Origin of the sequence: Phenylobacterium sp. (assembly GCF_036502675.1) — a bacterium.
Taxonomy (GTDB): Bacteria; Pseudomonadota; Alphaproteobacteria; order Caulobacterales; family Caulobacteraceae; genus Phenylobacterium.
The window spans coordinates 1-10846 of record NZ_DASXYF010000110.1 but is presented as its reverse complement, the minus strand read 5'-3'; the positions used below and the strand labels follow the sequence as shown (position 1 = coordinate 10846).

The 10846-nt window shown below is 70.0% G+C and carries 13 protein-coding genes; 7 read left to right on the top strand and 6 right to left on the bottom strand.

All coding sequences use genetic code 11. The features are described 5' to 3' along the window. From VGL30_RS14695 to phnC, 3 genes are all read right to left on the bottom strand, one after another. The coding region (locus tag VGL30_RS14695) for a PhnE/PtxC family ABC transporter permease (protein WP_414695014.1) at positions 1-345 on the bottom strand (345 nt) is incomplete at its 3' end. Continuing rightward, a complete protein-coding gene (gene phnD, locus VGL30_RS14690; protein WP_331540760.1) occupies positions 342-1352 on the bottom strand; it encodes a phosphate/phosphite/phosphonate ABC transporter substrate-binding protein in 1011 nt (336 codons plus the stop codon). The genes phnD and VGL30_RS14695, both read right to left, overlap by 4 nt. Further along, complete coding sequence (gene phnC / locus VGL30_RS14685) at positions 1349-2143, bottom strand: phosphonate ABC transporter ATP-binding protein (RefSeq protein WP_331540759.1); 795 nt, start codon at positions 2141-2143, stop codon at positions 1349-1351. The genes phnD and phnC overlap by 4 nt, the downstream gene beginning before the upstream one ends. A gap of 249 nt (positions 2144-2392) precedes the next feature. Here phnC and VGL30_RS14680 point away from each other — a divergent pair, with 249 nt between their 5' ends. The 3 genes from VGL30_RS14680 to VGL30_RS14670 all read left to right on the top strand — a co-directional run bounded on the left by VGL30_RS14680 (position 2393) and on the right by VGL30_RS14670 (position 5768). After that, positions 2393-3646, top strand: a complete 1254-nt coding sequence (locus tag VGL30_RS14680; RefSeq protein ID WP_331540758.1) for a type III PLP-dependent enzyme — start codon at positions 2393-2395, stop codon at positions 3644-3646. 120 nt (positions 3647-3766) lie between these two features. After that, the gene (locus VGL30_RS14675; protein WP_331540757.1) at positions 3767-4828 is read left to right on the top strand and encodes a 1,9-bis(guanidino)-5-aza-nonane synthase; all 1062 of its coding nucleotides are present in this window, start codon (positions 3767-3769) and stop codon (positions 4826-4828) included. A 145-nt stretch (positions 4829-4973) separates the two neighbouring features. Continuing rightward, complete coding sequence (locus tag VGL30_RS14670; RefSeq protein ID WP_331540756.1) at positions 4974-5768, top strand: phosphatase PAP2 family protein; 795 nt, start codon at positions 4974-4976, stop codon at positions 5766-5768. A gap of 242 nt (positions 5769-6010) precedes the next feature. Here the strand turns inward: VGL30_RS14670 and VGL30_RS14665 are convergent, their stop codons facing one another. Continuing rightward, complete coding sequence (locus tag VGL30_RS14665) at positions 6011-6475, bottom strand: DUF3761 domain-containing protein (protein ID WP_331540755.1); 465 nt, start codon at positions 6473-6475, stop codon at positions 6011-6013. 311 nt (positions 6476-6786) lie between these two features. Here VGL30_RS14665 and VGL30_RS14660 point away from each other — a divergent pair, with 311 nt between their 5' ends. Both VGL30_RS14660 and VGL30_RS14655 read left to right on the top strand, forming a co-directional pair. After that, positions 6787-7053: a hypothetical protein gene (locus VGL30_RS14660; protein WP_331540754.1), complete on the top strand. Its 267-nt coding sequence runs from the start codon at positions 6787-6789 to the stop codon at positions 7051-7053. A gap of 472 nt (positions 7054-7525) precedes the next feature. Then, positions 7526-7732 (top strand): hypothetical protein, encoded by a 207-nt coding sequence (locus VGL30_RS14655; protein WP_331540753.1) that lies wholly within the window; start codon positions 7526-7528, stop codon positions 7730-7732. Between the two features lie 87 nt (positions 7733-7819). On the opposite strand, the gene VGL30_RS14650 is transcribed toward VGL30_RS14655, so the two are convergent. Continuing rightward, positions 7820-8146: a helix-turn-helix domain-containing protein gene (locus VGL30_RS14650; RefSeq protein ID WP_331540752.1), complete on the bottom strand. Its 327-nt coding sequence runs from the start codon at positions 8144-8146 to the stop codon at positions 7820-7822. Positions 8147-8258: 112 nt separating this feature from the next. Between VGL30_RS14650 and VGL30_RS14645 the strand changes: the two genes are divergently transcribed. Both VGL30_RS14645 and VGL30_RS14640 read left to right on the top strand, forming a co-directional pair. Then, positions 8259-9374 (top strand): SDR family oxidoreductase, encoded by a 1116-nt coding sequence (locus tag VGL30_RS14645; protein ID WP_331540751.1) that lies wholly within the window; start codon positions 8259-8261, stop codon positions 9372-9374. Between the two features lie 171 nt (positions 9375-9545). Further along, positions 9546-10109 (top strand): hypothetical protein, encoded by a 564-nt coding sequence (locus VGL30_RS14640; RefSeq protein WP_331540750.1) that lies wholly within the window; start codon positions 9546-9548, stop codon positions 10107-10109. 4 nt (positions 10110-10113) lie between these two features. On the opposite strand, the gene VGL30_RS14635 is transcribed toward VGL30_RS14640, so the two are convergent. Next, a partial coding sequence (locus VGL30_RS14635; protein ID WP_331540749.1) for a molybdopterin-dependent oxidoreductase occupies positions 10114-10846 on the bottom strand: 733 nt, incomplete at its 5' end.

The window sequence follows — 10846 nt, the reverse complement described above, 5'->3', positions numbered from 1 at the left end:
GCATGGCTGTTGCAGCCACACTGGCGACAGGTTGCGGGCGCAGGCGAGGCCGAAGGGGACGGCGATGACCACGGCCAGGAAGGTGCCCCACAGGGCGATCTGCACCGTCAGCCACATCTGGGCGACGTAGAGCTTCCAGTAGGTGAAGTCCGGATGCACCAGCTCGCGGCCGAAGGTGCGCATGTTCTCGGAATTGGTGAACAGCAGCGGGGCGCGCCGCAGCTCCACCGGTCCGAACGCCAGCGCCAGCAGCACGATCACCCCGCCCCACACCAGGATGTCCGGGGCGCGCTGCAGCAGCGGGCGGCGCGGCGGGAGCAGCGCGGGGGGCGGGACGGCCGTCATTGGGCGTCGGGATTGACCGCGCGGTGCTGGGCCGCCCTGGCGCGGACGTCGTCGAAGGCCTTCTGGGCGGCGGCGATCTTGCCGGCGTCGCCGCCGCGCTTGGCCTCGGCCAGGGCCTCGGCGGACTCCATCTCGAGGATCGGGTCGAGGTAGCTGTTGTCGGCGGGCTTGAAGCCGCCGTAGGCCAGGCCCGCCAGCACCTTGCGCTGCTTGTCCGCCTCGGGGCCGGTTCCCTGGCCGTAGGTCAGGAAGAACTGGCGCAGCTTCTCGCGGATCGCCGGGTCGAGGTCCTTGCGCGCGACGATGGAGGATTCCGGCAGGGGCGGGGAGCGCCAGATCACCTCGATCTTCGCGGCGATCTGCGGGTTCTCGCGGGCGGCGAACAGCAGGCCCACGCTGTTGTTGGTGGCCACGTCCAGCACTCCGTTGGCGACGGCGAAGACATTGGCCTGGTGACTGGCGGAGCGCACCACCTTGAAGCACTCGGCCGGAACGATGTCGTGCGGCGTGAACAGATAGGCCATCGGCGCCAGGGTGCCGGAGGTCGACTTGGCGTCGCCGATGCCGAACCCGTAGCGCTTGCCGCACTTCAGGACGCCGTCGAGGGTGATCCCCGAGCCCTTCCGGACGATCAGCACCGACTGGTAGGAGGCGTCGCCGGTGGCGTCGACCACCCGGCCCAGCACCTCGCCGTCGGCGCGGCGCACCGCCTCCAGGGCGGGCAGGGCGGAGAACCAGCCCACCTGCACCTTGTCGAAGCGCATGGCCTCGATCAGCGAGGTGTAGTTGGAGGCGAAGAACGGCTTCACCTTGACCCCCAGCTGGGCCGACATGTCGTCGATCAGCGGCTGCCACAGGGGCTGCATCGACTGCTGGTTCTCGGCCGACAGGATGGAGAAGGTGAGCTCCGTCGCGGCGGCCCTGGTCTCCGCCGGCTTGGGGCTGCAGCCGGCCAGGGCGAGGGCGGCCATGGCGATCAGCCCCGCCACCAGGCGTTTCGCGGTCATTTCGGGGCTCCTTCCCAGAACACGTCCTCGAACTCCGGGCCGTAGATGTCGGTGAGCTGCGGTCGGTCGAGCGCGTCGGCCGGGCCGTCGTAGGCGATCCGGCCCGCCTTCAGCGCCACCACCCGGTCGCAATAGCGCAGGGCGTAGTCCACCTGGTGCAACGTCACCACCACGGTCAGTCCGTCGCTGCGGTTGAGGTCGCGCAGGATCTCCATCACCCGGCGGGCGGAGACCGGGTCGAGGGAGGCCACCGGCTCGTCGGCCAGGATGATCTGCGCCTGCTGCACCAGGGCCCGGGCGATGGCGGCGCGCTGCTGCTGGCCGCCGGACAGGGTGTTGGCCCGCTGGGCGGCGTAGTCGGCGACGCCGACCCGGGCGAGCGCCGCCATGACCGCCGCCCTGGTTTCCGCCGGCCAGATCCCGAACGCCCCGCGCAGCACGGGAATGCGGCCGAGCGAGCCCAGGGCCGCGTTGGTGAACAGGCTGAGCCGGCCCACCAGGTTGAACTGCTGGAAGATGAAGCCCACCCGGACCCGCGCCTCGCGCACCCTGTCGCTGATCCGGCCCTTGGCCTGCACCGGTCCGCCGAAGGCCTCGATGACCCCCTCGCCGGCGTCGACGGGCGTCAGCCCGCTGATCGCGCGCAGCAGGGTGGACTTGCCCGAGCCCGAGGGGCCGATCAGGGCGATCATCTCCCCGCCCCGGACCTCCAGCGACACCGCGTCGAGCGCTCGGCGCGCGCCGAAGCTCTTGGAGACCTTGCGGATCGACAGGACGGCGGCGTCAGACATGGACGGCGGAGATCCCCCACGCGCGATGGCGGCCGTTGCGGCAGGGAAGGGTCCGGCCTGCGCGATGACTTCATGCCACGTCGGCGACAGCCCGGTCCAGCGTGGGCCGTGTCGCGCAGGACGTTGCGGCCAAAGGTCTTTACATCCCAGGTCAAAGTCCTTATCTCGCACCGCTCCGGCGGACCCGATGTCCTGAAAAGCGCTGCTAACGCCGGCCTGGGTTCAACAATCCGTTGGGGGTTACGTGAATTGCACACGTATCATACGCCCCTGGACCTGGTCCGTGAGCGGTCGCCTGAACGTCCTGTCGCCTTTGCGCGGCCGGGCGCGGTGGCCGTAGCGGCGCGCTGGTTCCAGGAGAATTTCAAGGGCGACGTATTTTACGCCGTCAAAGCGAACCCGTCGCCGTGGGTGATCGAAACCCTGGTGGCGAACGGGGTGACGTCGTTCGACGTGGCCTCGATTCCGGAGATCGAGCTGGTCTCCCGGTTCGCCCCGGGTTCGCGCATGGCGTTCATGCACCCGGTGAAGAGCCGCAAGGCGATCGCCAGCGCCTATTTCGACCACGGTGTGCGCACCTTCGCCCTCGACACCCACGAGGAGCTTGCCAAGATCCTCGACGCCACCGGCGAGGCCGAGGACCTGAACCTGATGGTCCGGCTGGCCGTCGCGGCGGAGGGGGCGGCCTATTCGCTCTCCGGCAAGTTCGGGGTCGAAGCGCACGACGCGCCGGCCCTGCTGCTGGCCGCCCGGCGCGCGACCCAGGACCTGATGGGCGTCTCCTTCCACGTGGGCAGCCAGTGCATGCGGCCGACGGCCTACCAGGCCGCCATGTCCCAGGCCTCGCGCGCCCTGGTCCGCGCCGGCGTCTTCGCCGACGTGGTGGACGTGGGCGGCGGCTTCCCGTCGGTCTATCCGGGCATGATCCCGCCGGACATGGGCGACTACCTGGACTCCATCGACCGCGGCTTCGCCGAGATGATGGTGCACGAGGCCACCGGGCTGTGGTGCGAGCCGGGCCGGGCCCTGGTGGCCGAGGCCTCCTCGATCCTCACCAAGGTGGAGCTGAAGAAGGGCGACGCCCTCTATCTGAACGACGGCTCCTACGGGTCCCTGTTCGACGCGGCGCACACCAAATGGCCCTTTCCGGTCAAGCTGATCCGCGGCGAGAACGGCGGGGCCGAGGAGGTGGAGGGGACCCTCAAGCCCTTTCGTTTCTACGGGCCGACCTGCGATTCCCTCGACCACATGCCGGGGCCGTTCTGGCTGCCGGAGGACGTCCGTGAGGGCGACTACGTGGAGATCGGCATGCTGGGCGCCTACGGGGTGGCGATGAACACCCGCTTCAACGGCTTCGGCGACGCCGAGACCGTGGCGGTGGAGGACGCCCCGATGGCCTCGATGTTCGGCCTCGCCCGGCGCTCGATCCCGACGCCGCGCAGCGAGCAGCAGAATGTCGTCAAGCTGACGCGCGCCCGCGGCAAGAAGCGCCGGCGTCGGTAAGGGTTAGGGTCCCGTCTCCCGCAAGGGGAGAAGGATCGACAAACCGGAATCCAGCCGTCGCTCCGTCCGGCCGGGTTCGTCACTTTGGACGGGCGCTCAAACTCCAAGGGAACGAAGAGAATGAACGCTGACGTTCAAGCCTCCAACCGCAAGGCCGAACTGCTGGCCGACACCGTCGAGCATGTGGCGATCGACCAGTACGACGCCCGGCCGGTGATCGACGCCATGCGCAAGATGAGCTTCACCAGCCGTGACACCGCCCGCGCCGCCGACATCCTGTCGATGGCCATCGAGGACAAGGGCTGCTCCACCTGGCTGACGCTGGCCGGCTCCACCAGCGCCGGCGGCTGCATGCACATCTACCGCGACATGGTGAAGTACGGGATGATCGACGTGGTGGTCTCCACCGGCGCCTCGATCGTCGACATGGATTTCTTCGAGGCCCTGGGCTTCAAGCACTATCAGGCCCAGTCCAACGTCGACGACCGCGACCTGCGCGCCCTCTACATCGACCGGATCTACGACACCTACATCGACGAGGAGGAGCTGCAGAGCTGCGACTCCACGATCAAGGACCTCTGCGACGCCCTCGAGCCGCGCCCCTACTCCAGCCGCGAGTTCATCTTCGAGATGGGCAGGTGGCTGGCGGCCGGCAACGCCAGGAAGCCCGGCTCGCTGATCCAGACGGCCTATGAGGAGGGCGTGCCGATCTTCTGTCCGGCCTTCACCGACTCGTCGGCCGGCTTCGGCCTGGTGAAGCACCAGGTGGAGCGGATGAAGGCCGGGCAGCCCTACCTGACCATCGATTCCGTCGCCGATTTCCGCGAGCTCACCGACGTCAAGATCGCGGCCGGGACCACCGGCCTGTTCATGGTGGGCGGCGGCGTGCCGAAGAACTTCGCCCAGGACACCGTGGTCTGCGCCGAGATCCTCGGCGTCGAGGCGGAGATGCACAAGTACGCGGTGCAGATCACCGTCGCCGACGTGCGCGACGGCGCCTGCTCGTCCTCGACGCTGAAGGAGGCCTGCTCCTGGGGCAAGGTGGACGTGACCTGGGAGCAGATGGTGTTCGCCGAGGCCACCACCGTAGTGCCGCTGATCGCCTCCGACGCTTGGCACCGCGCCGGCTGGAAAGGCCGCGAGCGCCCCCGCTGGGCCAGGCTGTTCGCCAGGCCCGTCTGACGCCCGGAGCCCCCCTTCCGGATCGGCCGCGAAATATGCGATAGCCCTTCCCCCTTCCAGGGAAGGGCGTTCTTCGCCGGCTGAATCGCGACGTAGAATCTTCGCATTGAGCCGGCAAACTCCCCGGACGAGCGTGGAGACCGGCATGGCGTGGAAGGCGAAGGCGACTGCGGCGGCCGCGGGACTGGTCGTCCTCGGCGCGGGCCTGACCGTGGCCAGGGGCCCGCAGGCCGGACCGGACGGCTACCTGGGCGAGGCCGCCGCCCCCGACACCGTGCGCATCCTGCCGCCGCCGCCGCCGGCAGGCTCCGCGCGCGACGCGGCCGACCGCGCGGTCTTCCGCCAGACCCGGGCGCTGAAGGACACGCCGCGCTGGGCCCTGGCCGTCACCGACGTCGACCAGGCCCACATGCTGGCCCACGAGGCCTGCGCCCTGGGCGTCGAGCTGACCGGGCGGAACGCCCCCCGCACCCTGGCGATGTTCGAGCGGCTGGGGCCGGACATCGGCCGGGCGGTCAACCGGCCCAAGGACTTCTACGGGCGCCGGCGCCCGTACCTGGTCGACACCGGCCCCACCTGCCAGCCGCCGTCGGCCGACCTGGCCAGGAGCCCCGACTATCCTTCCGGCCACGCCACCTTCGGCTGGACCTACGGCCTGATCCTGGCTGAGCTCGCCCCCGACCGGGCGACGCCGATCCTGGTCCGCGCGCGGGCCTTCGGCGAAAGCCGGGTGGTCTGCGGCGTGCACACCGCCAGCGCGGTGGAAGCCGGCCTCGCCGACGCCTCGGTCCTGGTGGCCGCCCTGCACGGCCAGTCCGCCTTCCGCCAGGACCTGGACGCCGCCCGCCGCGAAGTCGCCGACGCCCGCCGGCAGGGCCCGGGCCCCAACCCCGCCGCCTGCGCGGCCGAGGCGGCGCAGGCGGGGCCGTCGCCGTACTGACGGCCCGCCTGTCGCCGCCGGCGGTTGGGAGCCGCGACGTCGCCTTTTCCTCCCCTGTCCCGAAGAGGACGGGGACCACGGGCCCAAGAGCCGGTGGTGGAAGGGGCGCGGACTTGGCGCGGTGCGTCGGCTCGCCCCACCGTCACGCCCTCGGAGTTCATCCTCGGGCCGGCCGCCGGTCGGACCCGGGGGCCGGGGCGAGCGGGTTTTGAGCGGGCGATTCCGCCTGAAATCATCGTGCCCTAAGACACCTTCACCAGCCAGTTGGCGACGCCGCCATGGTTCGCGCAGGTCCCGCTGCGGTGCAGGCTCTTGCTGTACGACCCGTCCTTGCATACCGCCGTGTTCTGGCCGGCTTGGGCGGCGGGAGCCATGCGTGGCGTCGCTGCGGCGGCCGGCTTTGCGGCGGCGGAGGCCTGGGCGGCCGGCTTCGCCATCGGCGCCGGCGCGGCGGCCGTCACCGCCGACTTGCAGGCCGCCTTGTTGGCGTTGCCGGCCTTCGTGCAGTCATAGTTGCGGGCGGCGGCGGCCTGGGCGGCGGGTTTCGCCGTCGGCGCCGGCGCGGCGGCCGTCACCGTCGACTTGCACGCCGCCTTGTTGGCGTTGCCGGCCTTGGCGCAATCGTAATTCCGGGCGCTCGCGCTCCCCGACCCAAGAATGAGCGGCGCGCAAAGCCCGATTGCGGCATAGGTGAGAAGTCGTCGCAATTGATCCTCCTATCAATCCAGCCCCCGGCCCTAGCGAAGACCCTAGCGGTCTCGCGTGGCAGTTGCTACCGGAGAATGCAAGACTTCTTCTCAACTGTGAGTAGTCAAGGCAGACTATGTTTTCCCAGCTTGACCTTATTACATCGCGGTATAGTGAAGGTCCAAAAGGAGAACTTTTCGTTTCAGTTTGAAATCTTGGCGGTCGGGGGCGCAATCGGCCGCCGACCGGCGCATCCAAGGATGGCGCTCTGCGTTAGGGCTGCGGCTGAAACCGGCTTTCCTAGCCGGGGCCCCAAACCCTGGAAACGCCCATGAAGCTCATCTTTCCCGCCATGCTCGCAGCCGCCGTCCTCGCCGCGGCCCCGGCCTCTGCGCAGTACTCGTCCGGTCCCCGTCCGGAGGATCGCCCGCCGACCATGCAGAACGGCGGAGACCACCGGATGAACGGCGACAACCCGACGAACGGCGACCACCGCATGAGCGGCGACCACCGCACGGACGGCGGCCGCATGGCCCGCCACCATCGCCACAAGGTCTGTTGGGTGCGACACCACCACCGCCACTGCGAATGGCGCTAAAGCGCGGCGCAGGTCGCCGGACCCGGCCTGCCGCCCGGCCGCCGCGCGTCGCCGCCGCAGGCTTGGCCGTGGTTCATGTCCCGGTCAGGCGACATCCGGCATCGGTGTATGACCCGACGCCCAACGGGTGAAGTGCAGTGGCGGACGCCTGGCTTTTTCCCCGATCGCCGGGCGCCCGCTGCTCGCCTGTCCCAACCGGCCTCCGGAACAGGACGGAGGCGCGTGGAGGTTTTCTGTCTCGTCCTGCCTGGACCGCTATGTTCGCAGCCGGCCGCGCGAGGCGGCGCCGCTGTCGGCCGCCGCCGGCCTGGCGGCGGGCCTGTTCATCGCCGCGCGCGGGTGATCCCGGCCGCGCCGACGGCCGGTCGGCGGCTGATCGGCCGCGCCGCAGGCCGCAACCCTCCGCAGGCGGAAGGGTCTCGGAACATCCCCTGGCTCCCCGGTGTTCAACCCAGGTTAAGGCAGGTCCCCGATGAGCAAGCATTGTGACAGGCTGTTGCGGTTGATCGCCCAGCAGCAGGACGCCGAGGGCCACGCCGAATTGAAGGTGGTCCAGGACCTGTACGGGTCCGGGTTCGACGAAGCCTGGCTCTACGCCCGACACCGCTTCTATCTCCAGAGCGGCGGTCAACCGGACTCCCTGAAGCTGAGCCTGGGGGGAAGGCTCGCGCTGGGCTAGGCGGACTGCAGGGTTGCGCCAGTTCCGGCGCGGGGGGGCCAATACGCGCCCGGAGCGGTCGTCGGGACGCCTGACGGAAGCCGACATTCAGCCTGGCGGCGGACTGGCTTCGGGTTGCGGCCTCTGCGCCGCCCATTCCAGCAGCGCGTCGAGCGCCGGGCACATCGCCTGGCCCCACGGGGTCAGCCGGTATTCTACCTTCGGCGGCACCTGCGGATAGACCACCCGCTCGACTATGCCGTCCCGTTCCAGGTCGCGAAGCTGCTGGATGAGCATCTTCTGGGAGACGCCGGGGATCGCCCGCTCCAACTCCGAGAACCGCAGCACCTCGCGATCGAACAGGTGGAAGATGATGACCATCTTCCAGCGCCCTTCCAGCATCCGGAACGCCGCCTCCACGCCGGTGGCGGCCATGTCCGGCGTCACATCTTCAAGCTTACCCGTAGGTGAGTACCCCACTTTTTTGTCGGTTCTTGTCATCAGAGAAGTATAGTCCCAGATTGAGGGTTCAGCCAATGCGGAGCGCATGTCGATGACCGTGAAGCTTCCCCTCCCGATCGCCAGATACTTCCAAGCCGCCAACGGCGATGACGCTGATGCCGTTGCGGCGGCCTTCGCAGCCGACGCCCATGTCCGCGACGAGGGGCGCGATCACCATGGACGCGACGCCGTCCGCGCATGGGCGGACGACGCGCGGCGGCAGTATCGATTCCACGCCGAGCCGCGGAGCCTTGAGCCCGGGCCTGACGGGGGCGTCGTGACCGCCCACCTCACAGGCGACTTCCCCGGCGCGCCCGCGGACCTGCGCTATCGCTTCACCCTGGCCGGCGACCAGATCGCCGAGCTGGAGATCACGCTGCGCGCGCCGGAGGCGGCGTTTTCCGGCCGGCGGGTGCTGGTCACGGGCGGGACTCAGGGGATCGGCGCCGCGGTCGTGAGCCGTCTGCGCGGAGCCGGGGCGAGCGTCTTCACCACGGCCCGGACGGCGCCGCACGACCTCGAAGAGCCGGATGCGTTCGTCGCGGCGGATCTCGGCTCCCCGGAGGGCGCAGCCTGCGTCGCCGAGGCCGCCTTGCGCCAACTCGGTGGGCTCGATGTGCTGATCCACAACGTCGGCGGTTCCTCGGCGCCGGGCGGTGGCTATGCCGCCCTGACGGACGACCACTGGGCGGACGCGCTGAACGCGAACCTGCTGTCAGCGGTACGCCTGGACCGCGCGCTGCTGCCGACAATGATCGACCAGGGCTATGGCGTCATCGTCCACGTCTCGTCCATTCAGCGCGTGTTGCCGCTCTATGAGTCCACCCTCGCCTATGCCGCAGCCAAGGCGGCGCTCAGCAACTACAGCAAGGCTCTCTCGAACGAGGTCGGGCCCCAAGGCGTGCGCGTGGTCCGTGTCTCGCCGGGTTTCACCGAGACCGACGCGGCGAGCCGCATGATCGAGCGGCTGGCTGAGGCGGAGGGGGTCGGGACAGGAGCTGCGCGCAAAGGGTTGATGCGCTCGCTCGGCGGGATACCGATCGGCCGTCCGAACCGCCCGGAGGAGGTCGCCGACCTGATCGCCTTCCTGGCCAGCGACCGCGCCGGCACTCTGCACGGGGCGGAGTACGTCATCGACGGCGGCACGGTTCCCACGGTCTGACTGCGCGACAAGCGGACCCTGCCAAGGCCCGCACAGAGTCACGAACGGCCATTGGCTACCGGAGAAAATTGGTTCTCCACCCACGCTTGAACAGCGGCCACGACCCTCGATCCCGAGGCGCGTCGTCGAAAAACCTTGACAGCAAGCCCTTCTCGTGTTCCCTGTTTGTTCATGGCGTGCACGACGGAGATGGCCGAGCGGCATGGCCGCGTGCTGGCGGAGCTGACCGAGCTCAGCCTGTCGCTGGCGCGTGGGCTCGAGGCGCGGGCCAAGGCCGCCCAGACGCTGGAGGAGGCGCAAGGCTTGGCGCTGGCCTTCCAGCGGGCGGCGCGCTCGGTGCGGCTCTGCCTCGACCTCGAGGTGCGGCTGACGCGCGAGCGGCAGGCCGTGGACAGTGCGGAGCGCTTCCGGTCCACCCAGGCGGTCAAGGCGCGCAAGGCCCAGGTGTCGGCGGCGGTCACCCGCGCGGTCCAGGCCGAGACCGAGGGCCGCGAGACCGAGCGCCTGCTGGAGGACCTGGACGACCGGCTCTACGAGGAAGCCCTCTATGAGGCGTTCGCCGAAGGCCCGGTGGAGGCCTGCATCGCCCGCATCCGCGTCAGCCTCGGCCTGCCGCCGGACGGTCCGATCCGGGATCCGGCCAACGATCCGCAGCCCGCCGTGAGCGCGCCGGCCGCCCTGGCCGCAGCTTGGCCCCCGCCGCCTCACCCGCCGCCGGACGCAGTCTGGACCTGACCCCTCAGATCCCCGCGTACCACTCGTAGCCGCGGTCCTCCCAGAACCCGCCCTTGCCGCCGTTCAGGTGCGAGTAGGCGTCGGCGACCTCGATGCGGTTGACGTACTTGGCCTGCTTGTAGCCCAGCTGGCGCTCGATGCGCAGGCGCAGGGGCGCGCCATGGGCGACGGGCAGGTCCTTGCCGTTCATGCCGTAGGCGAGGATGGTCTGCGGGTGGTAGGCGTCGAGCAGGTCGATGCTCTCGTAGTAGAGACCGGTGGCGTCGGCCGTCTCGCCGAGGTTGTCGGCGCAATGGAAGATCACGTAGCGCGCGCCGGGCTTCAGGCCGGCCAGGTCGAGCACCTGCGACAGCGGCACGCCCTGCCACTTGCCGATCGCGCTCCAGCCCTCGACGCAGTCGTGGCGCGTGATCTGCGTGCGCGCCTTCATCGCCTTGAGCTGGGCGAGCGACAGCGCCTGCGGCCGCTGCACGAGGCCGTCCACCTGCAGCCGCCAGTCGACGAACTTGCCCTGCAGCAAGCGCGCGTACTCCTTGCTCTGCGGCATCATCGAGCCGTTCGCGCGGAACACCGGCGACAGGTCGCGCTCGCCGTATTCCTTGGCGAGGGGCTGGTGGGCCAGGATCAGGCGCTGGCTCGCGAGAGTGAGCTTCTCGGCGATGCGCAGCGTGGCGTCGATGCGCGGGTTGTTGACGGCGCGGTCGCAGCCGGCGAGCGCGAGCGATCCGGCGCCGGCG

Excerpts from the sequence above, each read along its gene's own strand:
- phnD (WP_331540760.1), bottom strand. The coding sequence starts at position 1,352 with ATGACCGCGAAACGCCTGGTGGCGGGGCTGATCGCCATGGCCGCCCTC.
- phnC (WP_331540759.1), bottom strand. The coding sequence starts at position 2,143 with ATGTCTGACGCCGCCGTCCTGTCGATCCGCAAGGTCTCCAAGAGCTTC.
- VGL30_RS14675 (WP_331540757.1), top strand. The coding sequence starts at position 3,767 with ATGAACGCTGACGTTCAAGCCTCCAACCGCAAGGCCGAACTGCTGGCC.
- VGL30_RS14670 (WP_331540756.1), top strand. The coding sequence starts at position 4,974 with ATGGCGTGGAAGGCGAAGGCGACTGCGGCGGCCGCGGGACTGGTCGTC.
- VGL30_RS14660 (WP_331540754.1), top strand. The coding sequence starts at position 6,787 with ATGAAGCTCATCTTTCCCGCCATGCTCGCAGCCGCCGTCCTCGCCGCG.
- VGL30_RS14655 (WP_331540753.1), top strand. The coding sequence starts at position 7,526 with ATGAGCAAGCATTGTGACAGGCTGTTGCGGTTGATCGCCCAGCAGCAG.
- VGL30_RS14650 (WP_331540752.1), bottom strand. The coding sequence starts at position 8,146 with ATGGCCGCCACCGGCGTGGAGGCGGCGTTCCGGATGCTGGAAGGGCGC.
- VGL30_RS14645 (WP_331540751.1), top strand. The coding sequence starts at position 8,259 with ATGTCGATGACCGTGAAGCTTCCCCTCCCGATCGCCAGATACTTCCAA.
- VGL30_RS14640 (WP_331540750.1), top strand. The coding sequence starts at position 9,546 with ATGGCGTGCACGACGGAGATGGCCGAGCGGCATGGCCGCGTGCTGGCG.